Origin of the sequence: Streptomyces sp. NPDC005402, from assembly GCF_040606575.1 — a bacterium.
Taxonomy (GTDB): Bacteria; Actinomycetota; Actinomycetes; order Streptomycetales; family Streptomycetaceae; genus Streptomyces.
In genome coordinates this window covers 363,726-390,432 of sequence record NZ_JBEXFB010000004.1, presented here as the reverse complement: position 1 = coordinate 390,432, position 26,707 = coordinate 363,726, and the positions used below count along the sequence as shown (strand labels likewise).

Sequence of the window (26,707 nt, the reverse complement as noted above, 5' to 3'; positions counted from 1 at the left end):
TTCACCGCTCTCCGGACGAGCGCGCCGATGAGGCACGCCGTCGCATCGTGTTCCATCTCCGAGGCCCCCGTGCCGGCACGGCGCCTCCCGCCCGCTTTCTACCAAAGCGGGGTTGCCGCATCGAAAGCGCCGCCCGCGCAGCGGGGTCGTCACGCGCGAATGCGATCAGCAGCCCGATGGCGAACATGGTCGGCAGCAGGGCGGACCCTCCGTAGGAGAACAGCGGGAGCGGGACACCGGCGATCGGCAGCAGACCGAGCACCGCACCGATGTTGATCACCGCCTGAGCGGTGATCCAGGTGGTCACGCCTCCCGCGGCATACCTCACGAAGGGGTCCTCCGTGCGTCCGGCCACGCGGATACCCGCATAGCCTAGAGCCGCGAAGAGAGCGAGTACCGACAGCGTCCCCGCCAGGCCCAGTTCCTCACCGGTGACGGCGAAGATGAAGTCGGTGTGGGCTTCGGGTAGTTGGCCCCATTTCTCCACACTCGCACCGAGCCCGGAGCCGAAGATTCCGCCGGAGGCCAGGGCGTAGATGCCGTGCACGGCCTGCCAGCAGTCGGCGGCCCCCGACTTGGGTTCGGTGGCGCCGATGCAGGCGAGCCGGGCCATGCGGTTGGGGCTGGTCCTGATGAGGATCAGCCCGATCAGCCCGGCGATCGACAGCACACCGACGAACAGCCGGGTCGGGGCCCCCGCCAGCCACAGCAGCCCGAACAGGATCGCCGTCAGGATGATCGCCGTACCCATGTCGCCACCGAGCATGATCAGCCCGAGCAGCAGGAAGGCGACCGGGACGAGCGGCACCAGCATGTGCTTCCACTGGGTCAGCAGCTTCTTGTCCTGCTTGCGGGCGAGCAGATCGGCCGCCCACAGCACGAGGGCGAGCTTGCCGAACTCGCTGGGCTGGATCTGGAAGGAGCCGCCGAGCGAGATCCAGTTCTGGTTGCCGTTGACCGACATCCCTATCCCCGGCACCTGTACCAGGGCCATCAGGAAGACCGCGCCCGCGAGGATCGGGTAGGCGAGCGCCCGGTGCAGCTTGACCGGCATCCGGGAGGCGACCAGCAGCAGTACGGCGCCGATGACGGCGGCCAGGAACTGCTTGCGGAAGAAGAAGGATCCCGGCAACGACATCTGCAGAGCCGTGATCTGGGAGGCCGAGTAGACCATCACCAGACCGAGCACGGTGATCAGCAGGCTGCCGCCGAGGATCAGGTAGTAGGCCGTCAGCGGCCGGTCCCAGGCCTTGCGCGCGCGCGTGTAGAGCCGTTGTACGGCGTTCTCGGGCGAGGGCCGGGAGACGGCGGGGCGCCGGGACGCCCGCTGCACGGGCGGCCTGCCGGTACGGCTGGTGGGCATCAACGCCTCCGCTACGTCGGTCAGGAGCCGAGTTCGCGAACCGCCTCCGCGAACGCGTCACCGCGCTGGTTGTAGTTGGCGAACATGTCCATCGAGGCGCAGGCCGGAGCCAGCAGCACCGTGTCACCTGCGACGGCGAGGCGTGAGGCCTCCTGGACAGCCGCGAGCATCGCCCCAGTGTCGGTCCGGTCGAGGTCCACCACGGGTACTTCCGGGGCGTGTCGCGCAAGGGCTTCACGGATCAGGGCGCGGTCCTGGCCGATGAGCACGACCCCGCGAAGCCGCTTTGCCGACTTGGCGACCAGCTCGTCGAAGGTCGCGCCCTTGGCGAGCCCGCCCGCGATCCACACGATCGACTCGTAGGACGCCAACGAGGCTTCCGCGGCGTGGGTGTTGGTGGCCTTGGAGTCGTCGACGTACGCGACCGAGTCCACATCGGCCACGTGGGCGATGCGGTGGGCGTCCGGGGTGAAGTCCCGCAGCCCGTCCCGTACGGCCCTGGCAGGCACCCCGAAGGCGCGTGCGAGGGCCGCCGCCGCAAGGGCGTTGGCGATGTTGTGTGGGACGGGCGGGTTGACGTCGGAGACCTCGGCGAGCTCCTGGGCGTTCTTGTGCCGGTCCTCGACGAAGGCGCGGTCGACCAGGATGCCCTCGACGACACCGAGTTGGGACGGCCCGGGGGTGCCGAGGGTGAAGCCGACGGCCCGGCAGCCCTCCTCGACGTCCGCCTCGCGCACCAGGTCCTCGGTGGCCTTGTCGGCGACGTTGTAGACGCAGGCGACCCGATTGCCCTCGTAGATACGGCCCTTGTCGGCGGCGTACGCCTCCATGGAGCCGTGCCAGTCGAGATGGTCGGGGGCGAGGTTGAGCACGGCGGCGGAGTGGGCGCGCAGCGAGGGCGCCCAGTGGAGCTGATAGCTCGACAACTCCACGGCCAGCACGTCGTACTGCTCGTCGCCGAGCACCGCGTCGAGGAGGGAGACGCCGATGTTGCCGACGGCGGCGGTACGCAGGCCCGCGGCCTTCAGGATCGACGCCAGCATCTGGGTGGTGGTCGTCTTGCCGTTGGTGCCGGTGATCGCGAGCCAGGGAGCCGCGTCGGGGCCGCGCAGCCGCCAGGCGAGCTCCACGTCGCCCCAGATCTCCAGACCGGCCGCACGGGCCGCCGTGAAGAGCGGCTTGTCCGGCTTCCAGCCGGGCGCGGTGACGACGAGTTCGGTGCCCTCGGGCAGGGTCGCGCCGTCACCGAGGCGCACGCTGATGCCCAGCGCCTCCAACTCCGCGGCCTGCTCACGCGCGCGTGCGTCGTCGCCGTCGTTGACGACCGTGACGTGCGCCCCGCGCGCGTGCAGCGCCTTGGCCGCCGGGATGCCGGAGACACCGAGCCCGGCGACGGTGACGTGCTTGCCCTGCCAGTCGAGGTGCTCCGAGGAGGTCACTTTTCTGCTGCCCATCCCGCGTAGAAGAGGCCCAGGCCGACGATCACACAGATGCCCTGGATGATCCAGAAACGGACCACGATGAGGACTTCGGACCAGCCCTTGAGTTCGAAGTGGTGCTGGAGCGGCGCCATTCTGAAGACGCGCTTTCCGGTCAGCCGGAACGAACCGACCTGGATGACCACCGACATGGTGATGAGGACGAACAGACCGCCCATGATGGCGACCAGGAGCTCCGTGCGGGAGAGGATCGCCAGACCCGTCAGGACACCGCCGAGCGCGAGCGAGCCGGTGTCGCCCATGAAGACCTTGGCCGGCGAGGTGTTCCACCACAGGAAGCCGAGGCAGGCACCCATCAGCGCGGAGGCGATGACCGCCAGGTCGAGGGGATCTCGGACCTCGTAGCAGGCGTTCGGGTTGGTCAGGGTGCCCGCGTTGGCGCAGGACTCCTGGAACTGCCAGACGCCGATGAACGTGTAGGCGCCGAAGACGAGGACGGAGGCGCCGGTGGCGAGGCCGTCCAGACCGTCGGTGAGGTTCACGCCGTTCGACATCGCGAGGATCATGAACAGTGCCCAGACCACGAACAGGATCGGGCCGATCTTCCAGCCGAAGTCGGTGATGAACGACAGCTTGGTGGAGGCCGGGGTGTTGCCGCGGGCGTCAGGGAACATCAGCGCGAGCACCGCGAAGCTGATGCCGACGATCAGCTGGCCGGCCATCTTCGCCTTGGCCCTGAGGCCCAGTGAACGCCGCTTGACGATCTTGATGTAGTCGTCGAGGAAGCCGACCAGGCCCATGCCGCACATCAGGCCGAGCACCAGCAGACCCGAGTAGGTGGGCGGGTAGCCGGTGATGACCTTGGACAGGAAGTAGGCGGCGACCGTCGCGAAGATGAAGGCGATACCGCCCATCGTCGGCGTACCGCGCTTGCTGGCGTGCTCGCGCGGGCCGTCGTCCCGGATGTACTGGCCGTAACCCTTGCGCGCGAGCAGCTTGATCAGCAGCGGGGTGCCGACCAGGGTCAGAAAGAGGCCGATGACTCCTGCGAACAGGATCTGCTTCATCATCGGGCGGCAACCTCACCCTCGGCGTCGAGCAGCGCCTGGGCGACGCTCTCCAGGCCGACCGACCGGGACGCCTTCACGAGGACGACGTCTCCCGGGCGCAACTCACTGCGCAGCAGGTCGACCGCCGCCTGTGCGTCGGACACGTGCACCGACTCCTCACCCCACGAACCCTCGTTATATGCGCCCAGTTGCAGCCAGGACGCTTCCCTGCCCCCGACCGCGACGAGCTTGCCGACATTGAGCCGGACGGCGAGCCGTCCGACCGCGTCGTGCTCGGCGAGCGCCTCGTCCCCGAGCTCGGCCATCTTGCCGAGCACCGCCCAGGTCCGCCGCCCCTTGCCCATCGCCGCGAGTGCGCGCAAGGCGGCTCGCATGGACTCGGGGTTCGCGTTGTAGGCGTCGTTGACGATGGTCACGCCGTCCGGGCGCTCGGTGACCTCCATACGCCAGCGGGAGAGGGAGCCCGCCTCGGAGAGCGCGGTGGCGATCTCGGTTGCGGACATGCCCAGCTCATGGGCGACGGCGGCCGCGGCGAGCGCGTTCGACACGTGGTGCTCACCGTACAGGCGCATGGTCACTTCGCTTGCACCGGAGGGTGTGTGAAGCCTGAAGGCAGGCTGTCCGGTGTCCGTGAGTCTCACGTTCTCGGCGCGTACGTCCGCTTCGTCGGACTCTCCGAAAAGGATCACCTTCGCCTTCGTACGGGATGCCATGGCCCGTACGAGAGGATCGTCGGCGTTGAGAATCGCGACGCCGTCGTCCTGGGCCGGCGGCAGGGCCTCCACGAGTTCGCCTTTGGCCTGCGCGATCTGCTCGCGGCCGCCGAACTCGCCGATGTGCGCGCTGCCGACGTTGAGGACCAGGCCGATCTTCGGGGGCGTCAGATCCGTGAGGTAGCTGATGTGTCCGATGCCGCGGGCGCCCATCTCCAGGACGAGGAAGCGGGTCTCCTCGGTGGCGGTGAGCGCGGTGAGCGGCAGCCCGATCTCGTTGTTGAGCGAGCCCGGCGTGAACACCGTCGGCGCCTTGCGCTGGAGCACCTGCGCGATCAGGTCCTTGGTGCTGGTCTTGCCGGCGGAGCCGGTGAGGGCGACGAGGGTCGCGCCGAGCCGTCGTACGACATGACGCGCGAGGGCGCCGAGGGCCGTCTGGACGTCCTCGACGACGATCGCGGGAACGCCGACGGGTCGCTGGGCCAGCACGGCCACCGCGCCCGCCCGGACGGCCTGGTCGGCGTAGTCGTGGCCGTCGACGCGCTCCCCCACGAAGGCGGCGAACAGAGCGCCGTCCTTCACCTGCCGGGAGTCGATGACGACGGGCCCGTGCACCTGCGCCGACGGATCCGGTATGTCGTGCGTCTGCCCGCCGACGACTGAGGCGATCTCGGCGAGAGAGAGGGCGATCACAAGTTCATCCCTGGGTCTGCTGGATGGCTTCTCGAAGCACCTGGCGGTCGTCGAAGGGACGGACCACCCCGGCGATGTCCTGGCCCTGCTCGTGGCCCTTCCCGGCGACCAGTACGGTGTCGCCCGGCCGCGCGCGGGCGACGGCTGCGGCGATCGCGGCGGCCCGGTCCTCGAAGACCTGGACCTCGCCGCGCTCGTGTGCTGGTACGGACGCCGCGCCCTCGAGCATGGTTGCGAGGATCGCGAGCGGGTCCTCGGAGCGGGGGTTGTCGGAGGTCAGTACGGCGGTGTCGGCGAGGCGGGCCGCCGCGGCGCCCATGGGCCCGCGCTTGGTCCTGTCGCGGTCGCCGCCGCAGCCGAGCACGATGTGGAGCCTGCCCTCGGTGACCTTGCGGAGCGCCTTGAGCACCGACTCGACGGCGTCGGTCTTGTGGGCGTAGTCCACGACCGCGAGGTAGGGCTGCCCGGCGTCCACGCGCTCCAGACGGCCCGGCACGCCCGGTACGGCGGCGACGCCGTCGGCGGCGGTCTGCGGGTCGAGGCCGGCCGCGGCCAGGGCGACGATCGCGGCGAGGGTGTTCGCCACGTTGAAGGGGCCCGCGAGCGGAGACCTGGCGGCGATCCGCTCGCCCTTGGGGCCGATCACGGTGAAGGTCGAGTCCATGGGGCCGACTTCGACGTCCTCGGCACGCCAGTCGGCGTCGGGGTGGCCCTCGGCGGAGTAGGTGACGACCGGGACCGTGGCTTCCTTCACGAGCCGGCGGCCGTACTCGTCGTCGAGGTTGACGACGCCGAGACGGCTGCGTTTCGGCGTGAAGAGCTGCGCCTTGGCCCGGAAGTAGTCCTCCATGTCGGAGTGGAACTCCATGTGTTCCGGGCTGAGGTTGGTGAAGACGCCGATGTCGAAGACACAGCCGTCGACCCGGCCGAGGACCAGCGCGTGGCTGGAGACCTCCATGGCGACCGCCTCGACACCGCGCTCGCGCATCACCGCGAACAGGGCCTGGAGATCGGTGGCTTCGGGCGTGGTGCGCTCGGACTTGATGCGCTCGTCGCCGATGCGCATCTCGACGGTGCCGATCAGACCGGTGGACCTGACCCCCTTCAGACCGCCCTCGACGAGATAGGCGGTGGTGGTCTTGCCGGAGGTGCCGGTGATCCCGATCTGGAGGAGGTCCCGGCCGGGGTCGCCGTAGATCGTGGTGGCCAGTTCGCCCATGCGCGCGCGTGGGTCCTCGACGACCAGCACCGGGAGCCCGGTCGCGGCGGCGCGCTCGGCGCCGGTCGGGTCGGTCAGCACCGCGACCGCGCCGAGGCCGAGGGCCTGGGTGACGAAGTCGGCGCCGTGCAGACGGGCGCCCGGGAGGGCGGCGTACAAGTCACCGGGGCGGACGGCACGCGAGTCATGGGTGATGCCCGTGACCTGCGCGGCGTTCTCCGGTTGCTCGGCACCCAGCTGATCGGCGAGCTCCGCGAGGGGTGTTGCGGAGACCTGGACCGGCCGGGGCGGTCCCGGATATGTCACGGGTGCGCCCTTCTGGGTGGTTTGGGACTGATCAGCGTGTGGCACGGCGGTGAGCGTACCGGGCGCACCCGCCTGGGAGCGAAGTGAGGGGCGGGGGGCGCCCTGGTTCCCGGAATCGGAAGTGATCGTCGTCACGAGGTGGTTCCTGGTGGCCTTTCCGAGGTGCGGATGAGGTGCTGATGGGTGCGGGCGGGTGCCGGCCGGGTGCCGCCGCCGCGCTGATCAGGGCGTGTAGGTGACGGGCAGCTTCGCCGCCTTCGCTCCCGTGGGCGGGACCTGCAGGGTCTTCAGGGCGAACTCCATGACCTTCTTGTAGACGGGCCCGCAGATCTGGCCGCCGAAATAGCTGCCCTGAGTGGCGTTCTGGATGGCGCAGTAGACGGTGATCCGGGGCTTGTCCGCGGGCGCGAAGCCGGCGAACGACGAGGTGTAGCCCTTGTACTTGCCGGTGGCCGGATCCACGCGGTTGGCCGTGCCCGTCTTGCCCGCGACCCGGTAGCCGGGGATGCGCGCCTTGGTGCCGGTGCCCTCCTGGTCGTCCACGACCGACTCCAGCATCCGGGCCAGTGTCCTGGCCGTCTTGGCGCTGACGACCCTTGTCTCCTTGGGCTTCGCGGCGGGTGTGAAGTGTCCGTCGGGCCCCTTCGTACCGCGCACGAGCGTGGGTTCGACGCGCACACCGCCGTTGGCGATCGTCGAGTAGACGGACGCGGCCTGCATCGCGTTGAGGGAGACGCCCTGGCCGAAAGGAATCGTGTACTGCTGCGAGGTCGACCAGTCGGCGGGCTTGGCCAGGATGCCCGGGGTCTCGCCGGGGTAGTCGAGCCCGCTGTAGCGGCCGAGGCCGAACTTGCGCAGGTAGGAGTAGAGGACCTGGTTGGCCTGGGCCTGGGTCTTGCCGAGCTGGCCGGTCGCCAGGATGGTGCCGATGTTGCTGGACTTGGCGAGCACGCCGTTGAGCGTGAGGTACCAGGTCTCGTGGTCGATGTCGTCCTTGAAGAGCCGGTCACCGCGGTGCAGCCGGTTGGGCACGATCACATGGGTGAACGGGGTGGCGACGCCCTGCTCCAGCACGGCCGCCATCGACATGATCTTGGCGGTGGATCCGGGCTCGTAGGCGTCCTGGAGGGCCGCGTTGCCCATGTTCACCGAGCTCGCCCTGGACAGGTCGTTCGGATCGAAGCCGGGCGAGTTGGCCATGGCGAGGACCTGGCCGGTCCGCGTGTCCTGCACTATCACGTACCCGCGGTCCGCCTTGGACTCCTTCACCTGGTCGGTGATGGCCTGCTGGGCGGCCCACTGGATGTCGCGGTCGATGGTGAGCTCGACGTCGCTGCCGGGCACCGCGGGGGTCTCGGTGGAGCCCACGGTGGGCACCTGGCGGCCGCCGGCCTGGGCGTAGCGGATCTTGCCGTCCTTGCCGGCCAGCAGGGAGTTCAGCTGCTGCTCGACACCGCCGCCGCCCTTGCCGTCGGCGTTGACCCAGCCCAGTATCCCGGCGGCGAGATCGCCGTTCGGGTACACGCGCTTGGTCGTCGGCACGGACAGGACGCCCGCGAGGACGTTGGCCGTGCCCGGGTCGGTCTCGCTCTTGGTGGTGAGCGCTGACTTCAGGTCCTTGATCTGCTTCCAGACCTGCGGGGTCTGCCGGTTGGCGAGCAGGACGTAACGGAGCTTCTTGTCCTTGGGTCGCAGCTTCTTGACGATGGCTTCCTGCTCCTGCCCCAGGATCGGGGCGAGCAGTGCGGCAGCCTGCTCCGGACCGTCGTCGATCTTCAGCTGCTGGCGGGTGAACAGCGTCGGGTCGGCCGTGATGTCGTACGCGTCCTCGCTGGTCGCGAGGGCCACACCGTCGCGGTCGGTGATCCCGCCGCGCTCGGCGGCCAGCGTGTAGCCGACGTACCGGTTCTGCTCGGCCTTGGCGGCGTATGTGCTCGCGTCAACGGCCTGCACCTGGAGCAGGCGTACGACGAAGGCGGCCAGCACCAGGGTCAGCGCGAGGCCGACCAGGCGCAGCCGGGGGCGGGGGCTGCCCAGGCGGATGGTCTTGGGGGCCGCGGTGCGGGGCGCCGACGGGCGGCGGGCCGGGCGGGCGCCGGGCCCCGGGCGCGGTCGGCCCACGGGGCGGGCGGAGCGCTCGGGGCGCGCGGGTCCGGGCACGCGGCGGCGCGGCGGTTGCCTGCCGAATTCGTCGGACACTTCCGTCACCTGCCGGGGGTCGGGGTCGTGGGGAGCGGGACGTCCGAGGGGACGGTCTGGGGAGCCTGTACGACGTCCTCGGGAGCCGGAACGACGGTCTCCGTCGGGGTCGGGCTGACCGTCGGCGTCGGGACGGCCCCGCTGTCGAGCACCTCGGGTGCGAGGACGAGCGGCATGCGGTAGGAGAGCGGTTCGGCGGCGGAGGCGGGGGACGGGACGCCCTTGACGGTGCCGTCCGGGTCGAGGAAGGCCGGGTCACCGCCGGGCACCATGCCGAGCTCACGGGCGCGGCGCACGAGGGCGTCGGGCGCGGAGTAGGCGTCGATGTCCCGTTGCAGGCCCTGTTGCTCGTCGGTGAGGCTCTTGGTGTCCTTCTGGAGGTCGGTGAGCTTGAAGGACCCTTCGCTCAGTGCGGAGTTCAGCACCAGGAGCCCGATGAGGCCGCCGCCGAGGAGGAGGACCACCAGGAGCACGAAGGGGGTGCGGGCCGCCTGTCCGGGGCTCGCCGTGCCGGGGAGGAGACGTGCGAGACGAGCCGCCCTCCCCCTCAGTTCGGGTTTCCTACGCACACACCCTCCAGTGAGTCCGGTTTCCCAACCCACTTGCACGGCTCACGCACTTCACTCGATGGACTCCCTGATTCGCTCGGCGCCCCTGCAACGCGCCGGTGCGGCCCGCCGGTTCTCGGCGATCTCTTCCTCGGTGGGAAGTTCGGCACCGCGCGTGAGCAGCTTGAGCCGGGGCTGGTAGCGCTCGGGGACGACGGGCAGCCCGGGCGGGGCGGTGGTGGCGGCGCCGGCCGCGAAGACCTGCTTGACCAGCCGGTCCTCCAGCGAGTGGTACGACAGCACGACGATCCGGCCGCCCACCGCGAGCGCCTGCACCGCGTCCGGGATCGCCCGCTCCAGAACGGAGAGTTCACCGTTGACCTCGATGCGCAGGGCCTGGAAGGTGCGCTTGGCCGGGTTGCCGCCGGTGCGCTTGGCGGCCTGCGGCAGGGAGTCCCGGATCAGCTCGACGAGGCGCGCGCTGTTCGTGAACGGCTCCTTCTCGCGCTCGCGAACGATCGCGGACACGATCCGCTTGGCCTGCTTCTCCTCGCCGTACGCCCTGAGGATCCGGACGAGTTCGCCGGGCGGGTAGGTGTTGAGGACCTCGGCGGCGCTCATGCCGGTCGTCTGGTCCATGCGCATGTCGAGCGGGGCGTCCTGGGCGTAGGCGAAGCCCCGGTCGGCCTCGTCGAGCTGCATGGAGGAGACACCGAGGTCGAAGAGGACGCCCTGCACGCGCGCGATGCCGAGCCGGTCGAGGACGTCGGGGAGTTCGTCGTAGACCGCGTGGACGAGGGTGGCGCGCTCGCCGTAGGGCGCGAGCCGCTCGCCGGACAGCCGCAGGGCCTCCTTGTCACGGTCGAGGGCGACGAGCCGGGCCTCGGGGAACCGCTGGAGCAGGGCCTCGCTGTGGCCGCCGAGACCGAGCGTGCAGTCGACGACCACCGACCCGGGCCGCTCGAGCGCGGGGGCCAACAGGTCCAGGCACCGCTGGAGCATCACCGGGACGTGTCGACTCTGGCTCAAGGGGCCCTCTCAGATCCGGCGCGGGCCGTACGCACCGCCGGGTCCCCGCCCGCTCACGAAGGGGAGGCCTGCCGGCGCCGGAAGCGTCAGCCGACCGGGAGCGGGAGGAGGCCGAGCCGTACGTACGCGCCGCGCACGTGGGGAGACCGTCCGTGCGCGAGCCGGGGCCTCCGGGGAATGTCAGCAGGAAAGCCTCGCCTCCCGCTTCGCGTCACTTTAGTCCACGGTGTCTCGCGGTCAATCAACCGGCCTGCGCGTCGCGCACCGGGGCGGACTTGACGCTCCGAAAGGACGGAAAACACCCGTTCGGGTGCACCCGATACTGATGTGGGGTACCTCACACAGAAGACGTGATGACGCTCTTTTTCCCTTCTCACGGCAGGACCGCGACGGCGGTGACCAGTACCGTCATGGTTATGACGACTTCCGCATCCGTTCCCACCGAAGGCGCCATATCCTCCGGCGGCCGTGTGACCGACCGCCTGGTCAACGCCAACGAGCGATACGCCGCCGCGTTCACCGACCCCGGGATGGACGCCCGCCCGGTCCTGCACGTCGCCGTCGTGGCGTGCATGGACGCCCGCCTCGACCTGCACGCCGCGCTCGGCCTGGAGCTCGGCGACTGCCACACCATCCGCAACGCGGGCGGTGTGGTCACCGACGACGTGATCCGCTCGCTCACCATCAGCCAGCACAAGCTCGGCACCCGCAGCATCGTGCTCATCCACCACACGGGCTGCGGCCTGGAGGCGATCACCGAGGACTTCCGCACCGAGCTGGAGATGGAGGTCGGCCAGCGTCCCGCGTGGGCCGTGGAGGCCTTTCGTGACGTCGACCAGGACGTCCGGCAGTCCATGCAGCGGGTGCGCACCTCGCCGTTCCTGCTGCACACCGACGACGTACGCGGGTTCGTGTTCGACGTGAAGACGGGCCTGCTGCGCGAGATCGACCCCGCGTAACGGCCCGTCGCGGCTGTCGTTTCGCTGTTGATTTCGGCCCTCAGGGAGCCCAAAACACCGCAGACCCGACATAGTGCAGCCAGTTGTCCACAGTCGAGTGACACGAAACGGTAACGGCAGCAAGAATGCGGGTGTGGCGTCGCGCGGAACTTTTCCCGCGTGGTGTCCGTGATTCGGGGTGGGCCGGTTACGCATCACAGAGCGTCGGCCCGGAAAGTTTCGGGCCGAGGAGGGCCGGGTGACCACCTATGACGATCGATCGAGCCTCACTGATCTGACCGCCGTCGTCGAGCGGGTACGCAGTTCGGTGGAGGGCGTGATCGAGGGGAAGCCCGAGGTCGTACGGCTTTCGCTGACCGTGCTGCTCGCCGAGGGACATCTTCTGATCGAGGATGTCCCCGGCGTCGGCAAGACCATGCTGGCCAAGGCGCTGGCGCGGTCCATCGACTGCTCGGTGCGCCGTATCCAGTTCACGCCCGACCTGCTGCCCTCGGACATCACGGGCGTGTCCATCTGGGACCAGCAGCGCCGGGACTTCGAGTTCAAACCGGGCGCGATCTTCGCCCAGATCGTGATCGGCGACGAGATCAACCGCGCCTCGCCGAAGACCCAGTCCGCGCTCCTGGAGTCGATGGAGGAGCGCCAGGTCACCATCGACGGACAGACCTACGAGCTGCCCAGCCCCTTCATGGTGGTCGCCACCCAGAACCCGGTCGAGATGGAGGGCACCTACCCGCTGCCCGAGGCCCAGCGCGACCGCTTCATGGCCCGGGTCTCGGTCGGCTACCCCAGCGTGGAGGCCGAGCTGCAGATGCTCGACATCCACGGCGGAGCGAGCCCCCTGGAGGACCTCCAGCCGGTGGCACACGCGCACGACATCGTGAAGCTCATCGAGGCCGTCCGCGGCGTCCACGTCGCCGAACCGGTCCGGCGGTACGCCGTCGACCTGGTCTCCGCCACGCGCACCCACCCCGACCTCAGACTCGGCGCCTCCCCGCGCGCGACGCTGCACCTGCTGCGCGCGGCCAAGGCCTCCGCCGCCCTCAGCGGCCGCGAGTTCGCGCTGCCGGACGACGTCCAGGCGCTCGCCGTGGCCGTCCTCGCCCACCGTCTGCTGCCCACCGCCCAGGCCCAGCTGAACCGCCGCACCGCGGAACAGGTCGTGCAGGAGATCCTCCAGCGCACCCCGGTCCCCGCCGCACCCCAGCAGGGCGGTCTCGGGATCGGCCGCACCACGCCCGCGTATCCGCAGCAGCCGCCGCGGAGCCTGTGATGTCCACCGGGGTGCCCTCGGCCGGCGGCCCCGACGCCGACCGGGGCGACAAGGGCGGGGTCCGCACGGCGCTGGCCGGCCTGACCACCCGGGGCCGCTCCTTCTTCGCCGCCGGTATCGCGGCGGCGATCTGCGCCTACGTCCTCGGCCAGAGCGACCTGCTGCGGGTCGGCCTGCTCCTCGCCGTACTGCCCCTGGTGTGCGCCGGCGTGCTCTACCGCACCCGCTACCGGGTCGCGGGCAGCCGCAGGCTCTCCCCCGCGCGCGTGCCCGCCGGCAGCGAGGCCCGTGTCCATCTGCGGATGGACAACGTCTCGCGCCTGCCCACCGGCCTGCTGATGCTCCAGGACCGGGTTCCCTACGTCCTCGGCCCGCGCCCCCGCTTCGTGCTCGACCGCGTCGAACCGGGCGGCCGCCGCGAGGTCTCCTACCGGGTCCGCTCCGACCTGCGCGGCCGCTATCCGCTGGGCCCGCTCCAACTGCGCCTGACCGACCCGTTCGGCATGTGCGAGCTGACCCGCTCCTTCTCGACGTACGACACCCTGACCGTGATCCCGCGCGTGGAGGCGCTGCCGCCGGTGCGGCTGAACGGCGAGGCCAAGGGGTACGGCGAGGGACGGCAGCGCTCGCTCGCCCTGGCCGGCGAGGACGACGTGATCCCGCGCGGCTACCGCTACGGCGACGACCTGCGCCGGGTGCACTGGCGCTCCACCGCCCGCTACGGCGAGCTGATGGTCCGCCGCGAGGAGCAGCCCCAGCGCGCCCGCTGCACGGTTCTCCTGGACACCCGGGGCCTCGCCTTCGCGGGCGCGGGGCCGGACTCGGCCTTCGAGTGGGCCGTCTCGGGCGCCGCCTCCGTCCTGGTCCACATGCTCGAACGAGGCTTTTCCGTACGGCTGTTGACGGACACCGGCAACTCCGTGCCCGGCGAGGGCGCCGACGGTTTCGCGGGCGCCAGCCAGGGGACGGCGGACGCGGCCGGGCTGATGATGGACACGCTCGCGGTGATCGACCACTCCGACGACACCGGCCTGTCGCGCGCGTACGACGTGCTGCGCCGCGGGAACGAAGGACTGCTGGTGGCCTTCTTCGGTGACCTCGACGAGGAGCAGGCCACCGTGGTCGCCAAGATGCGGCAGCGCAGCGGGGGCGCGCTCGCGTTCGTGCTCGACAGCGAGAGCTGGGTGCGGGAACCGACCGATGTGCCCGGCCCGTTGGAGGAGCGCGAGGAGCGGCTGCGGATGCTGCGCGAGGCGGGCTGGACGGCACTGGGTGTGCCGCGGGGCGCCTCGCTGGAGGAGCTGTGGCGGCTCGCGGACCGCGAGCGCACGGGCGTCGGTGCGGCCGGCGCCGGGGAGGCATCGTGATGAGCGGGCGGGGACGACTGGCGCTCTGCGCGTGGGCGGCCACGCTGATGGCCGCGTGCGCCCTGCTGCCGCTGGTCGAGCCGGTCACCTGGATCGTGCAGGCCGCCTTCCTGCTCGGGGTGCAGACGATCGTGGGCGCGGCGACCAGGCGGATCCCGCTGGCCCGTCCGCTGACGGTGGCGGCCCAGGCGCTCGTCACGCTGGTCATGCTGACCCTGATCTTCGCCCGCGACCAGGCCTTTTTGGGGCTGATCCCCGGCCCGGGCGCCATCCTGCACTTCGGGGACCTGCTCCAGCAGGGCGGCGACGACATCGCGCGGTACGCGATCCCGGCGCCCCTGGCGTCCGACGGCATCAAGCTGATGGTCTTCGGCGGTGTCCTGATCGTCGGGCTGGTGGTGGACACCCTCGCGGTGACGTTCCGCAGCGCGGCCCCGGCGGGCCTGCCGCTGCTCGCGCTGTACTCCGTCGCCGCGGGACTGTCCGAAGGACACGGCGACTGGTTCTGGTTCCTGGTCGCGGCGATCGGCTACCTGCTGCTGCTCCTGGCCGAGGGGCGCGAGCGGCTCTCGCAGTGGGGCCGTGTCTTCGGCGGGGCACCACGCTCCCCGGGCGCCGACTCCGGACCGGTGGCACCGGTGCGCACCGGTCGGCGGATCGGCGTGGCGAGCCTCGGCATCGCCCTCGTGGTGTCGGCCACCCTGCCCTCGATGAACGGCGGCCTCCTGGACGCCACCGGGGCGGGCGTGGGCGCCGGAAACGGCAGCGGTGGCACGATCTCCGCGGTGAACCCGCTGCTCTCGCTGCGCGACAGCCTGAACGTGGACGAGGACCGCCAGGTCCTGTCCGTGCGGACCCAGAGCAACGACACCTCCGACCTGTACCTGCGGATCGTGTCCCTGGACGACTTCGACGGCAGGACGTGGAAACCGTCCAAGCGGTCCATCGGTGCCGTACCGAAGGACTTCCCCACCCCGATCGGTCTCGGCCCCGACGTCAAGCGCTCGCAGATCGAGACGACCATCTCGGCGGCGAACTGGTACGAGCAGAGCTACCTGCCCATGCCCTACCCGCCCAGTGGCGTCCAGGTCCGCGGCAACTGGCGCTACGAGCCCGAAGGCATGGCGCTCGTCGGCGACCACGGGCAGAACACGCGCGGGCTGACGTACGACGTGAAGAGCCTGGACGTACAGCCGACGGCCGAGCAGCTCGCCGCGGCGCCGGCCGCGCCCCCGGTCATCGAGCGCGAGTACACCGACCTGCCCGACTCGCTGCCGGCGGTGGTGGCCAGGACCGCCCGCGAGGTCACCTCGGGCGCGAAGAACCCCTACGAGCAGGCGGTCGACCTCCAGGACTACTTCGCGGTGAACGGGGGCTTCGAGTACGACACCCAGGTGGAGGTCGGCGACGGGCCCAACGCGATCGCCAACTTCCTGCGGGACAAGCAGGGCTTCTGCGTCCACTTCTCGTTCGCCATGGCGGCGATGGCCCGCTCCCTGGGCATTCCGGCCCGGGTCGCGGTGGGCTTCGCGCCCGGTACCCCGCAGGCGGACGGCTCGGTGTCGGTGGGGCTCAAGGACGCCCACGCCTGGCCCGAGCTGTACTTCGAGGGGGTGGGCTGGACCCGCTTCGAGCCCACTCCGACCCGGGGCACGGTGCCCTCGTACACCATCCCGGACGCCACCGGCAACGTGGACCCCGGCGTGGCACGGCCCTCCGCTGGGTCGTCCACGGCGCCGTCGGCCTCGCCCTCGGCGAGCGAGAGCTGCTCGCCGCAGCTGCGGAAGCTGGAGGCGTGCGACAGCGCGTCCCCGGCGGCCGTGGCGTCCCAGAGCGGTGGCGGCCCCTGGTGGGCCGTACAGGGCCCGTGGTGGTACCTGAAGCTGCTGCTCTGGGTGTTCGTCGGGCTGGCCGTGCTCGTGATCCCCTTGGCGCCGATGCTGTGGCGGCTGCGCACCCGTCGGGCACGTCTGGGCGGCCACGGGCGCAGTGACGCGGACGCCGCCGCGCACACCCTGGCGGCCTGGCAGGAGCTGACCGACACGGCGTGGGACTTCGGGATCCCGCCGGACGACTCGCAGACCCCACGCAAGGCGGCGGCCCGGATCGTACGGCTCGGGCATCTCGATCCGACGGCCGCGGCCTCGGTGCACCGGGCGGCGGATGCCGTGGAGCAGGTGCTCTACGCCCCGCGACCCCGCCCGACGGCAGGCCTCGCGCAGGACGTCCACCGGGTGATCGGCGGACTGCGGGACTCGGTCGGCCGGGGCACGCAGGCACGTGCGCTGATCGCCCCGCGTTCCACCGCACGGGTGGCGTGGGCGGTCTCGGAATGGTGGGCCGGGGTCAGGACACGCGCGGCGGCGGCCCGGCCGACCCTGCGCAAACCGTCCGGTCAGCAAGGCTGAGAACGCCGCCCGGCCGGTGGCGGAGACGACGGTGGCCCGGGCCTCTCGAAGGCCCGGGCCACCGTGCTGCAGGGGTGCAGTGCCCTGTGGAGGGCCGGTGCTGTCCTGAGGACATGCGTGAGGGGGTGAGCACCGGCTGGGTGCTCACCCCCTCAGAACGTCTGTGAGAGCCGCTCGCGGCCGGCTACTGGCCGCCCTGCTCGTCGCGGCGCTTCTGCCAGCGCTGTTCGATCCGGTCCATCATCGAGCGCTTCTGCCGTCCCTGGCGACGGGCGTGCGGGGCACCCGCGGCGGGCTGCTCGCCCGGCTTGGGGGCCTTGCGCCAGCCGGTCACGGCGAGCACCGCGCACCCCAGCATGACGAGGAAGCCCACCACACTGAGCCACACCTGCTTGGCGACCATTCCGGCCATGAGGAGCGCGATACCCACGAGGAAGCCGGCGACTGCCTGGTAGACCCGCCGCCGGGTGTACGTACGCAGCCCGCTTCCCTCGAGCGCCGACGCGAACTTGGGATCTTCGGCGTACAGCGCTCGCTCCATCTGCTCGAGCATGCGCTGCTCGTGCTCCGAGAGCGGCACGGAGTCCTCCTCATCGTGCAGTCGCCGGGGCGACTCGGGGGGTCCCTTCAGGATAGGCAGGGAATCGCCCCCGTGAAACCCGCCCCTCTGCGCCAATTGGCCAACCGGATTCCGCCATGAACGCTCCGGCTGCTGAATCTTGTCATTCCCCAGCGGCCGTCCCGTCATGCCGGGCGGTCTCCCTCGATCATACGGCGCTGAACGCCCGATCGGGGGGCCTGTGGCGTACTCCATGTGCCATCAAGTACCTGATCAGCACTCCGGCACAGGGGGCGCCTCAGGCCTCGGTGGCCTCCCGCGTCTCACCGAGCACATGGAGCTGCGTGGCCACGGAGTGGAAGGCGGGGAGCTCGGCCGCCGCCTCCTCCAGCTTCAGCAGGGCTTCCAGGGCGCCGGGCTCGGTGTCCACGAGCACGCCGGGGACGAGGTCGGCGAAGACCCGTACGCCGTGCACGGCGCCCACGGTCAGGCCCGCGCCCTCGACGAGCGCGGTGAGCTGCTCTGCGGTGAAGCGGCGCGGCACGGGGTCGCCGTCGCCCCAGCGGCCGTTCGGGTCGTCGAGCGCCTGCCGAGCCTCCTTGAAGTGGCCGGCGAGGGCCCGCGCGAGCACGGCGCCGCCGAGACCGGCGGCGAGCAGGCTGAGGACGCCCTCGGGGCGCAGGGCTGCCACCACGTTGCGCACGCCCTCGGCCGGGTCGTCCACGTACTCCAGGACGCCGTGGCACAGCACCACGTCGTAGCCGCCGCGCTCGGCCACGTCGAAGAGGCCGTGGGCATCGCCCTGGACTCCCCGCACCCGGTCGGCGACACCGGCCTCGGCGGCGCGGCGCTCCAGTGCGAACAGCGCGTTGGGGCTGGGGTCGACGACGGTGACCTGGTGGCCGAGGCGGGCCACGGGCACCGCGAAGTTTCCGCTGCCGCCTCCGGTGTCGAGGACGTCCAGCGCCTGGCGTCCCGTGGCCTTGGCCCGGCGGTCGAGGGCGTCCTGGAGGACCTCCCAGACCACGGCGGTACGGAGGGCGGCGCGGGGTCGCAGCGGGTCCGACACGACAGTTGACTCCTCGGCGCGGCACCGCCTGTTGCACGGCGGAGCGATCGGGGCGCCTCCCCGGGCGGCGGCGCGGACGGGGAAGCTTTCAGGCGCCTCCCACCCTATTGCCTCCGGCCTGTTGCCTCGGACGCCACGGCCGGTCACCGCGGTGCGGTGGCCGCGGGCGGGTCACATGCGGCGAAGCCGCCGCGTGGGCCGGGGCGCCGGCGCACCTTCACCCTTCCTGGGCCGCCCTCCGCGGACGTCCCCATGCAGCCCGTCGGACCGGTCCCCCGACCCCTCTGCGCCGGCCCGTCATCGCCCGAACCGCCTCGGCCGTCGAACCACCCCGACCGTCGATCCACCTCGCACGTCGATCCACCTCGCACGTCGAACCACCCCGCACGTCGAACCGCTCAGCCCGCGTCCGGAAAGTCGCGGCCGCGGTCGGTGCCGCCGTCGCCACCCTCCGGCTGGTCCGCGTCCTGGCGTGGCTGCGGCAGGACCGGCTGCAGCACCAGCATCCGCTCGACGAGGCGCAGGAACATCGCCACGTCGCGTATGAGGTCGTCCGCGTCCCGGCGGCTGGCCGCGCCCTGGATGCCCGCCTCGGCCCGGGCGCGACGCCGGGCCCCGGAGGCGAACAGCGCGCTCCACTCGGTGAGCTCGGGCGCTATCTCGGGGAGCACTTCCCAGGCGCTCCGGATCTTGGCGCGGCGTCGGGGCGTGGGCTCCGGCCGCCCCCGCGCGGCGAGCACGGCGGCCGCGGTGCGCAGGGCGGCGAGATGGGCCGTGGCATAGCGCTCGTTCGGCGTCTCCAGTGCCGAGGCCTCGTCGAGGCCGGCGCGGGCCTGGGCGAGCAGGTCGAGGGCGGCGGGCGGGGCCGTCGCCCGGCGCAGCACGGGGTGTACGTCGCTCGCCGGGCCGGTCAGTGAGGGGGCAGGGCCGGTGGCGCGGCGCCGACGGGCGGCGGCTGCGTGGTAGCTGGCCATGACGAACCTCCTGTCGTCTGGTTGACGGCATCTCCCGCTACGGAGTGCCGTATGTGCCCATCGTGAGGTATGCCACTGACAATCCGTTCTGACCTGGGCTTTTGCTTCGATCGGAGGTTCGGGTAGTTTTTTGCACTGACCAGTCAGTTCAAAAAGTTCCGGATTCAAGAAGATCAGGGGGTGGCCGTGGACGGAGTCGCTGTCACGGCCGAGGATTTCGGCCTGAAGGGGCCTCGCGGCTGGGCGTTCCGCGGGATCGACCTCGTCGCGGAGCCCGGCGCGTTGGTCGCCGTGGAGGGGCCCTCCGGGTCCGGTCGTACGAGTCTGCTGCTCGCGCTCACCGGGCGGATGAAGGCCACCGAGGGGACGGCGACGGTGGGCGGGGCGCGGCTGCCGAAGCAGCTCGCGGCGGTACGCAGGTTCAGCGCGCCGACGAACGTAGCCGGGGTCACCGACCTCGACCCGGCCCTGACCGTCGGCGAGCATCTGCGCGAACGGGCGCTGCTGCAGCGCCGGTTCGGCGACTCGGTGCGCGCCCTGCTGCGGCCGCGCGAGGAGCGTACGACCGAGGCGAAGCTGCGGATCGACACCGCGCTGGCGGCCGCCGGGCTCGACCGGGAGGCGCTGCCCAAGGGCGCGCGGACCGCCGTACGCGATCTGGAACGTCTGGAAGCCCTGCGGCTGTCGATCGCCCTGGCACTGATCGGCCGTCCGCGGCTGCTCGCCGTCGACGACCTGGACCTGAAGCTGTCGGACGCCGAACGCGCCGAGGCCTGGGCGCTGCTCGGGTCCCTCGCCGCGGCCGGGACGACGGTCGTGGCGGTGTGCAGCGAGGCCCCGGTGAAAGCCGTGACGGTGTCCACACGGCCCGAGACCCGGAAGGAGGACGAAACCGATGCGCTCACCGAGACTGGCCGCGCTTGAGCTGCGCCGCTTCGGCAGGGGGAAGCTGCCGCGCGCCGCGCTGGTGGCCCTGCTGGTGCTGCCGCTGCTGTACGGCGCCCTGTACCTGTGGTCCTTCTGGGACCCGTACGGCCGCCTAGACCGCATCCCCGTCGCCCTGGTGAACGACGACAAGGGCGCCACCGCCGACGGCAAGAAGCTGACCGCGGGCGACGACCTCACCGAGGGGCTGCGCGAGAGCGACACCTTCGACTGGCACGAGGTCGGCGCCGCCGAGGCGCGCGAAGGCGTCGAGAACGGCACCTATTACCTGTCGCTCACCATGCCGGCCGACCTCAGCCGGCGGATCGCCTCCAGCGCGGGCGACTCCCCCGAGACCGGGGCGCTCCAGGTCCGTACGAACGACTCCAACAACTACATCGTCGGGCAGATCTCGCGGACGGTCTTCGCCGAGGTGCGTCAGGCCGCGTCCACCAAGGCGTCGCGGTCCTTCCTGGACCGGATCTTCATCTCCTTCTCCGACATCCACGGCGCCACGGTGAAGGCCGCGAACGGGGCCGACGACCTGGAAGGCGGCATCGGCAAGGCGGAGAAGGGATCCGAGGACCTCGCCGCGGGCCTGAACGAGGCGAAGGCGGGCAGCGGGAAGCTTTCCGACGGACTGGCGAAGCTCGACACGGGCTCGGGTGACCTCGCGGACGGCGCGCGACAGGTCGCCGACGGTACCCAGAGCCTCGCCGACAAGGTCAACGGGGTGCGGGACAAGGTGGGCCCCTTCCTGGAGGGCAACGAGAAGAGCATCGGCGACACCGCCCGGCTCGTCGCCGACTCGGCCGGGGCCGTCCGCCACAACCTCGCCACCCTGGTGAGGACCGCCCCGGCGGCCGCACAGGGAGCACACAAGGCCGCCGACACCCTGAACGCCGTCTACAAGGCCCGCTGTACGGACCCGTTGCTGCCGGATGCGGCCTGCGCCGACCTGAAGAAGGCCCAGCAGGCGGCCGCCGACGTGGCGAAGGTCTCCGACGACGTCAACGTGCTCGTCGCCGACCAGGACGGCGACCTGAAGAAACTCGACGGCCAACTCGCCACCCTCCAGCAGCAGGCCCGGACCCTCGCCGACCGGGCGCCCCGCCTCTCCGAGGACCTCGACGACGCCGTGGCGAAGATCAACAAGCTGAACCAGGGCGCCGGCAAGGTCGCGGCCGGTGCCAGGACGCTCCACTCCGGCCTCGGCACCGCGCGGACCGGCGCACAGGACCTGGACGAGGGCGTCGGCCGGCTCAAGACCGGGGCCGACACCCTGAGCGGCGGCATGTACAAGCTCGCCGACGGCTCCGGGAAGCTCTCCGACGGACTGCACGACGGTGCCTCGCAGATCCCCGACTACGACAAGAAGGACCGCGACCGGCGCACCGACGTGATGGCCGACCCGGTCCAGCTGGTCTCCAAGGACCTGCACAAGGCGCCGAACTACGGCACCGGGTTCGCCCCGTACTTCATCCCGCTGTCCCTGTGGGTGGGCGCGATGGTGGCGTACATGCTGATCACGCCGATGAACCGGCGTGCTCTCGCCGCCGGTGCCGCGGCCTGGCGGATCGCGCTGGCCGGGTGGCTGCCCGTGGTGGCGATCGGGGTGCTGCAGGTCGTGGCGCTGATGTCGGTACTCCATTGGGCGATCGGTCTGCAGATGGCGCGGGCGGCCGGAACCGTGGGCTTCCTGTTCCTGGTGACGGCCTGCTTCGCGGCGATCGTCCAATGGCTGAACGCACGCTTCGGGGCAGCGGGCCGGATCCTCGTCCTCGCCCTCCTGATGCTCCAGCTGACGTCCGCGGGCGGCACCTACCCCGTCCAGACCAGCCCGGGCTTCTTCAACGCGATCCACCCCTTCCTGCCGATGAGCTACGTCGTCGAGGCCCTCAGGAGGCTCATCACGGGCGGTGGGCTCACTCCGGTGTGGCACGCGTGCGTGGTGCTCCTCGCCTTCACCGCCGGCGCCCTCGCACTGACCGCCGTCTCGGCCCGCCGCCGACAGGTGTGGACGCTGGACCGGCTGCACCCGGAGCTGACCCTGTGAGCCCTTCCGCGACCTCAGGGATCCCCTCACCTGTGAGAATCAGGACCATGGACAGCAGCAGCGCCACGGCGGGCGTCAGCACACGCCGCGAGGCCACCCGGCAGAAGCTCTACGAGGCGGCCGTCACGCTCATAGCCGAGCAGGGCTTCTCCGCCACCACGGTCGACGAGATCGCGGAGCGGGCCGGAGTCGCGAAGGGCACGGTCTACTACAACTTCGCGAGCAAGTCCGTCCTCTTCGAGGAACTGCTGCGGCACGGCGTGGGCCTGCTCACCGCCTCTCTGCGGGAGGCGGCGGAAGCGACGGCACGCGCGGGTGGCGGCAAAGTGGACGCCCTGGACGCGATGATCCGCGCGGGCCTCGTCTTCATCGACCGCTATCCGGCCTTCACCCAGCTCTACGTGGCCGAGCTGTGGCGCACCAACAGGGCCTGGCAGTCCACGCTCATGGTGGTCCGTCAGCAGGCCGTGGCGGTCGTGGAGGGGGTGCTGCGCGAGGGTGTGGAGAACGGCGAGTTCAGCGACGAGATCGACGTACCGCTGACCGCCTCCGCCCTGGTCGGCATGGTCCTGGTGGCCGCCCTGGACTGGCAGTCCTTCCAGCCCGAGCGCTCCCTGGACGACGTGCACGCGGCACTGTCGCGGCTGTTGCAGGGGCGGGTGAGCGGGGGCCGGGGATGACGCGGGGCCTACACGGGCGGACTGACATGTGAAAGCGCCGGTTCGTTGTGGCCGCGTCCCCCGCGGGCCACCTCGAACCGGCGCCTCCTCCCCCGTTCCCCCGTGCGTTCCCCCGTTCCCCCCGTTGGGTCCCCGTTCGGTCGTTCCCCCGCTTTCCGGGTTCCCCCGTGCCTCGCTCCCGCCGACCTCGGCCGGCGGAAGGAGCGGGTCCGGGGCGGCTCCGTTCCGGCGCCCCGTGTCGCCGGTGCCGGAGCCGTTCCCCTTCGCCGTGGCTCCACTCTCTCCTTCACGCAGGTCGGAGCCCATCCGCGCGCGTACTCATCTCAGCCCCTGAGTACGGATACTCAGTCCTGCGCACTCACCCCCAGGACGACCCGTGGCCGACTGGTTACGATCGCGTCCGTGTCCGTACTCCCCTTGGTGTTCACCAGCGGCTGGGCCAGCGGCGTCAACGCGTACGCGGTGGTGCTGCTGCTCGGCGTGTTCGGCGCGACGGGGCTGAGCGACGACGTCCCCGATACTCTGCAGCGCCCCGAGGTCCTGATCGTGGCCGGCGTGCTGTTCCTGTGCGAGGCCGTGGCCGACAAGATCCCGTACGTCGACTCGGCGTGGGACTCCGTGCACACCGTGGTCCGGCCGGTCGCCGGCGCCTGGGTCGGGGCGTTGCTCGCGGGGCAGAGCGGTTCGCTCAACGACGTGGTCGCGGGCCTGGTGGGCGGTTCGACGGCGCTGGCGAGCCATACCGTCAAGGCGGGCACCCGCATGGCGGTGAACACCTCCCCCGAGCCCTTCAGCAACATAGTCCTGAGTCTGGCGGAGGATCTCGGAGTCGCCGGAATCGTCACGTTCGCGATGTTCCACCCGGAGGCGGCGGCGACCATCGCGGGCGTCCTGCTGCTCGCCGGTCTCCTGATGCTCTACTTCCTGATCTCCCGCATCCGCAGATTCCGCCGCCGCAGGGCCCAACGCCGGGAGGAGAAACGCCTCGCGGCCCGGACCGGAGGCCCACCGGGCTGACGCCCTGCGCGACACGGAACCGGCCGAAGCAACACAGGTGCCCGGTGGACCCGCCGACCGCCTGCGAGCTCCGTCAGCCTGCGCCCCACGACAGGCCGACCCGCCCACCGACACGGACGTGAGCGGCGCCGAGGCCGACGGCCCGCACCGCGGAGGGGCGGCCCCTTCGATCGGGTGCACCACGCGAAGAACGGTCCCGCCCGCGGCCCGAGATGACTGCCGGACCAGTCGCCCCTGGCGCACGCTGCGACCGCCGCCCGGCCGGTCTCCCCAACAGCGGCCCCGGGCCGGATTGTCAGTGGCGGCCGATAAAGTCGCAGGCATGGCACGGATTGCGGTGATCGGCGCTGGGATGGGCGCGATGGCGGCCGCTGCCCGGCTGGCCGTCGCGGGCCACCGGGTGGCGGTGTACGAGCGCACGGAGACGTACGGCGGAGCGGTGCGCCTCTTCGAGCGGGACGGGTTCGGGTTCGACACCGGGCCGGGGCTGCTGACCCTCCCCGCGGTCTACCGCGATCTGTTCATCAAGACCGGCAAGGAGCCACTGGAGTCGGTCGTCGAGCTGGTCCAGGTCGACCCCTCGTCACGGCACGTCTTCACGGACGGCACCGAGCTGTCCCTGCCGAACGCCTCGCGCGCGGGAGTGGTCGCCGCACTGGACGAGGCCCTCGGAGAGGGCGCGGGCGCACGCTGGGGCGACTTCCTCATCCGGGCCCGCGAGGCCTGGGACCGCACCCGCAGGCCGCTCCTGGAAGAGCCCCTGTGGCCCAACTGGCCGGTACTGATGAACGAGCCCTATCCGGCGGTGCCGCACAAGCGGCTGCTGCGCACCCGACGGGCCTGCACCCTGGCCGAGATCGGCGCCTGGGAGCTGCGCGACCCGCGCCTCGCGGCCCTGCTGGACGGTCACGCGCTCGCGTACGGCGTCGACCCCGGCACCGCTCCGGCGAGCGCCGCGATCCTGCCGTACATGGAGCACGCCTTCGGGACCTGGTATGTCCGGGGCGGCGTGCGGGAGTTGGCGCGGGCGGTGTACGAACGGTGCGTCCAGCGCAGGGTCGAGTTCCACTTCGGCGCCGAGGTGACGGGCGTCCTGGAGAAGGACGGGCGCGCGGCGGGGGTGGAGTTCGCCGACGGGACGGTCGCGGAGGCGGACACCGTCGTCGGCACCGGACCCTGGCGGCTGCGCGGGCTCATGCCGGGTCGTGAGCTCTACGGCGCGAAGGACGTTCCTCCCGACGCCGAGGAGCTGCACCCGGGCCGGGTCGTGGTGTGCCTGGCCCTGCGCGGGGCGCGGCAGCCGGACGCCGCGCATCGCACGGTGGTGTACGGCACCGCCCCCGGGGACGAGTTGGCCCTGTTCTGGCACGGAAAGACGCCGGACCCCACGGTCCGGATCGACCGGCCGGACGACCCCGCCCTGCGCCCCGACGCCGACCACGAGTCCGTGGTGCTGACGGCGACCGTGCCCTGCGGCCTCGGCCACGACTGGGCCACTGCGGGGGTAGCCGACGCCTTCGCGGACAAGATGGTCGCCGCCGCCGAGCGTGCGATGCCGGGACTGCGTGAGCGGATGCTGTGGCGCGAGGTGCGGACACCCGTGCACACCGAGCGGGAGACGGGGGCCGAGGGCGGTGCCGTTCCCCCGCCGTCGCTGGCGGGCGGCGAAGGCACCCTGCACCCGTCCAACAGCACGGCGATACCGGGCCTGTTCACGGCCGGCGGCTGGTCGCACCCCGGCGGCGGCCTCGCCCACGCGGGCATGTCGGGCGCGCTGGTGGCCGGACTGGTCGTGGAGGGACCGGAGTTCCGCGGCTCTCAGTGACGGAGCCGCCCCGCGTCAGAAGCGGTACTGCTCGTCGTACCCCTGGCCCTGGTTCTGCTGCCCCTGGCCGTTGTTGTCCTGGTAGTACTGCTGCTCCTGCGGGAGTTCGCCGCCGTAGGACTCGTCGGTGCGCTGCTGCGGCACCCACACCCCGCCGGCCGGGGTCTCGCCGCCGTACGTCCCGCCGTACTGGTCGTAGCCCTGCTGGACGAACTGCTGCTGACCGCCGTAGGAGGTGTCGTACGACCCCGCCCCATAGGTCTGGGTGCCGATGTACGGGTCGGAGTAGGCGGCGTACTGCTGCTGCCCGGCCGGGTCGTAGCCGTACTGCTGCTGGTCGTAGCCGGTGTAGCCGTCGTAGCCGTAGGTCTGGTCGGCGGCGGCCGTCGCGTACTGGTCCTGGGGCTGGTCCGTGGACGCGTAGGACTGGTCACCGACGTAGGAGGGGCCGTTGTACACGCCGTAGGAGCCGGTGTCGTCGGGCATCGGCAGGGGCTCGTAGACCGCGGTCGTCTCGGCGGCCGCGGGGGCGGCGGAGCGCGCGGGCGTGAAGACGTCGTCGCGGTCGTAGTCGTCGTGGCCGGCGGTGTCCGGCCGGGCCTGGTCGTACTCGTCGCCGTAGGCCGCGTCACCCGTCTCCAGGTCGGAGACCTCCAGGTCGGGTTCCTCGCGGCCGCGCTCCCGGCGGCTCTTCTTGCCGCCGGTCAGACCGCCCAGCGCGGCCGGCGGGTTGACGGCCCAGCCCTGCTCGAAGCCGCGACGGAACGACAGGGTGACGTAGGTCTGGCCGACCGCGAAGGCGATCGCGCCCAGGCCGATGACGATCACCGACGGGATCAGCACGCCGAGGACGACGCCGAGGAAGCCGACGAAGGCGAGCAGCCGCCAGCGCAGTCGCGCCTTGTACTGCAGCAGTACCTCGCCGAGCAGCCACAGCGCGACGAATCCGAACGCGATGTAGAGGACCGTCCAGCCCATGTACGCCCCTCTCCCAGTGACCGCTACGCAGTGTGTCGT

21 protein-coding genes are annotated in these 26,707 nt (G+C 71.4%); 9 read left to right on the top strand and 12 right to left on the bottom strand.

The window, feature by feature from the left end; genetic code table 11:
• Position 1 precedes the first annotated feature (1 nt).
• The 8 genes from ftsW to rsmH form a co-directional block, all read right to left on the bottom strand.
• Positions 2-1,363, bottom strand: a complete 1,362-nt coding sequence (gene ftsW, locus ABZT02_RS10245) for a putative lipid II flippase FtsW (protein WP_356016137.1) — start codon at positions 1,361-1,363, stop codon at positions 2-4.
• A gap of 20 nt (positions 1,364-1,383) precedes the next feature.
• The gene (gene murD, locus ABZT02_RS10240) at positions 1,384-2,817 is read right to left on the bottom strand and encodes a UDP-N-acetylmuramoyl-L-alanine--D-glutamate ligase (RefSeq protein WP_356016136.1); all 1,434 of its coding nucleotides are present in this window, start codon (positions 2,815-2,817) and stop codon (positions 1,384-1,386) included.
• Complete coding sequence (mraY, locus tag ABZT02_RS10235; RefSeq protein WP_356016134.1) at positions 2,799-3,872, bottom strand: phospho-N-acetylmuramoyl-pentapeptide-transferase; 1,074 nt, start codon at positions 3,870-3,872, stop codon at positions 2,799-2,801. Before mraY ends, murD begins: the two co-directional genes overlap by 19 nt.
• The gene (gene murF, locus ABZT02_RS10230) at positions 3,869-5,278 is read right to left on the bottom strand and encodes a UDP-N-acetylmuramoyl-tripeptide--D-alanyl-D-alanine ligase (RefSeq protein WP_356016132.1); all 1,410 of its coding nucleotides are present in this window, start codon (positions 5,276-5,278) and stop codon (positions 3,869-3,871) included. Before murF ends, mraY begins: the two co-directional genes overlap by 4 nt.
• 4 nt (positions 5,279-5,282) lie before the next feature.
• Positions 5,283-6,803 carry a UDP-N-acetylmuramoyl-L-alanyl-D-glutamate--2,6-diaminopimelate ligase gene (locus ABZT02_RS10225; RefSeq protein WP_356016130.1) on the bottom strand — a complete coding sequence of 507 codons (1,521 nt, stop codon included), beginning with the start codon at positions 6,801-6,803 and terminating at the stop codon, positions 5,283-5,285.
• A gap of 222 nt (positions 6,804-7,025) precedes the next feature.
• The gene (locus ABZT02_RS10220) at positions 7,026-9,002 is read right to left on the bottom strand and encodes a penicillin-binding transpeptidase domain-containing protein (protein WP_356016128.1); all 1,977 of its coding nucleotides are present in this window, start codon (positions 9,000-9,002) and stop codon (positions 7,026-7,028) included.
• 5 nt (positions 9,003-9,007) lie between these two features.
• Positions 9,008-9,571: a hypothetical protein gene (locus ABZT02_RS10215; RefSeq protein ID WP_356016126.1), complete on the bottom strand. Its 564-nt coding sequence runs from the start codon at positions 9,569-9,571 to the stop codon at positions 9,008-9,010.
• 51 nt (positions 9,572-9,622) lie between these two features.
• Complete coding sequence (rsmH, locus tag ABZT02_RS10210) at positions 9,623-10,579, bottom strand: 16S rRNA (cytosine(1402)-N(4))-methyltransferase RsmH (RefSeq protein WP_356016125.1); 957 nt, start codon at positions 10,577-10,579, stop codon at positions 9,623-9,625.
• 416 nt (positions 10,580-10,995) lie between these two features.
• On the opposite strand from rsmH, the gene ABZT02_RS10205 reads away from it, so the two are divergent.
• From ABZT02_RS10205 to ABZT02_RS10190, 4 genes are all read left to right on the top strand, one after another.
• Positions 10,996-11,538, top strand: a complete 543-nt coding sequence (locus ABZT02_RS10205) for a carbonic anhydrase (RefSeq protein ID WP_356016123.1) — start codon at positions 10,996-10,998, stop codon at positions 11,536-11,538.
• A gap of 238 nt (positions 11,539-11,776) precedes the next feature.
• Entirely contained in the window at positions 11,777-12,811 is a 1,035-nt protein-coding gene (locus ABZT02_RS10200; protein WP_356016121.1) for a MoxR family ATPase, read from the top strand.
• Complete coding sequence (locus tag ABZT02_RS10195) at positions 12,811-14,178, top strand: DUF58 domain-containing protein (RefSeq protein WP_356016119.1); 1,368 nt, start codon at positions 12,811-12,813, stop codon at positions 14,176-14,178. The genes ABZT02_RS10200 and ABZT02_RS10195 overlap by 1 nt, the downstream gene beginning before the upstream one ends.
• On the top strand, positions 14,178-16,586 hold the full coding sequence (locus ABZT02_RS10190; protein WP_356016118.1) for a DUF3488 and transglutaminase-like domain-containing protein: 2,409 nt from the start codon (positions 14,178-14,180) through the stop codon (positions 16,584-16,586). Before ABZT02_RS10195 ends, ABZT02_RS10190 begins: the two co-directional genes overlap by 1 nt.
• Positions 16,587-16,770: 184 nt before the next feature.
• On the opposite strand, the gene ABZT02_RS10185 is transcribed toward ABZT02_RS10190, so the two are convergent.
• From ABZT02_RS10185 to ABZT02_RS10175, 3 genes are all read right to left on the bottom strand, one after another.
• Positions 16,771-17,166, bottom strand: coding sequence for a DUF3040 domain-containing protein (locus ABZT02_RS10185; RefSeq protein WP_053846972.1), 396 nt, complete (start codon positions 17,164-17,166; stop codon positions 16,771-16,773).
• A gap of 277 nt (positions 17,167-17,443) precedes the next feature.
• Entirely contained in the window at positions 17,444-18,214 is a 771-nt protein-coding gene (locus tag ABZT02_RS10180; RefSeq protein ID WP_356016116.1) for a methyltransferase, read from the bottom strand.
• 398 nt (positions 18,215-18,612) lie between these two features.
• Positions 18,613-19,188, bottom strand: a complete 576-nt coding sequence (locus tag ABZT02_RS10175; protein ID WP_355745974.1) for an SAV_6107 family HEPN domain-containing protein — start codon at positions 19,186-19,188, stop codon at positions 18,613-18,615.
• A 180-nt stretch (positions 19,189-19,368) separates the two neighbouring features.
• Between ABZT02_RS10175 and ABZT02_RS10170 the strand changes: the two genes are divergently transcribed.
• The 5 genes from ABZT02_RS10170 to ABZT02_RS10150 all read left to right on the top strand — a co-directional run bounded on the left by ABZT02_RS10170 (position 19,369) and on the right by ABZT02_RS10150 (position 25,690).
• Positions 19,369-20,112 (top strand): ATP-binding cassette domain-containing protein, encoded by a 744-nt coding sequence (locus ABZT02_RS10170; protein ID WP_356016114.1) that lies wholly within the window; start codon positions 19,369-19,371, stop codon positions 20,110-20,112.
• Positions 20,084-22,168, top strand: a complete 2,085-nt coding sequence (locus ABZT02_RS10165; protein WP_356016112.1) for a YhgE/Pip domain-containing protein — start codon at positions 20,084-20,086, stop codon at positions 22,166-22,168. Before ABZT02_RS10170 ends, ABZT02_RS10165 begins: the two co-directional genes overlap by 29 nt.
• Positions 22,169-22,215: 47 nt before the next feature.
• Positions 22,216-22,848 (top strand): TetR/AcrR family transcriptional regulator, encoded by a 633-nt coding sequence (locus ABZT02_RS10160; RefSeq protein ID WP_355745983.1) that lies wholly within the window; start codon positions 22,216-22,218, stop codon positions 22,846-22,848.
• 402 nt (positions 22,849-23,250) lie between these two features.
• A complete protein-coding gene (locus ABZT02_RS10155) occupies positions 23,251-23,865 on the top strand; it encodes a DUF4126 domain-containing protein (protein WP_356016110.1) in 615 nt (204 codons plus the stop codon).
• A 322-nt stretch (positions 23,866-24,187) separates the two neighbouring features.
• Positions 24,188-25,690 (top strand): NAD(P)/FAD-dependent oxidoreductase, encoded by a 1,503-nt coding sequence (locus tag ABZT02_RS10150; protein WP_356016109.1) that lies wholly within the window; start codon positions 24,188-24,190, stop codon positions 25,688-25,690.
• A 15-nt stretch (positions 25,691-25,705) separates the two neighbouring features.
• On the opposite strand, the gene ABZT02_RS10145 is transcribed toward ABZT02_RS10150, so the two are convergent.
• Positions 25,706-26,668, bottom strand: coding sequence for a hypothetical protein (locus tag ABZT02_RS10145; protein ID WP_356016108.1), 963 nt, complete (start codon positions 26,666-26,668; stop codon positions 25,706-25,708).
• Between the last annotated feature and the right edge of the window lie 39 nt (positions 26,669-26,707).

What these genes read in the sequence shown, in the direction of transcription:
- ftsW (WP_356016137.1), bottom strand. Translation starts at nt 1,363, where the DNA reads ATGCCCACCAGCCGTACCGGCAGGCCGCCCGTGCAGCGGGCGTCCCGG.
- murD (WP_356016136.1), bottom strand. Translation starts at nt 2,817, where the DNA reads ATGGGCAGCAGAAAAGTGACCTCCTCGGAGCACCTCGACTGGCAGGGC.
- mraY (WP_356016134.1), bottom strand. Translation starts at nt 3,872, where the DNA reads ATGATGAAGCAGATCCTGTTCGCAGGAGTCATCGGCCTCTTTCTGACC.
- ABZT02_RS10205 (WP_356016123.1), top strand. Translation starts at nt 10,996, where the DNA reads ATGACGACTTCCGCATCCGTTCCCACCGAAGGCGCCATATCCTCCGGC.
- ABZT02_RS10195 (WP_356016119.1), top strand. Translation starts at nt 12,811, where the DNA reads ATGTCCACCGGGGTGCCCTCGGCCGGCGGCCCCGACGCCGACCGGGGC.
- ABZT02_RS10190 (WP_356016118.1), top strand. Translation starts at nt 14,178, where the DNA reads ATGAGCGGGCGGGGACGACTGGCGCTCTGCGCGTGGGCGGCCACGCTG.
- ABZT02_RS10175 (WP_355745974.1), bottom strand. Translation starts at nt 19,188, where the DNA reads ATGGCCAGCTACCACGCAGCCGCCGCCCGTCGGCGCCGCGCCACCGGC.
- ABZT02_RS10165 (WP_356016112.1), top strand. Translation starts at nt 20,084, where the DNA reads ATGCGCTCACCGAGACTGGCCGCGCTTGAGCTGCGCCGCTTCGGCAGG.
- ABZT02_RS10160 (WP_355745983.1), top strand. Translation starts at nt 22,216, where the DNA reads ATGGACAGCAGCAGCGCCACGGCGGGCGTCAGCACACGCCGCGAGGCC.
- ABZT02_RS10150 (WP_356016109.1), top strand. Translation starts at nt 24,188, where the DNA reads ATGGCACGGATTGCGGTGATCGGCGCTGGGATGGGCGCGATGGCGGCC.
- ABZT02_RS10145 (WP_356016108.1), bottom strand. Translation starts at nt 26,668, where the DNA reads ATGGGCTGGACGGTCCTCTACATCGCGTTCGGATTCGTCGCGCTGTGG.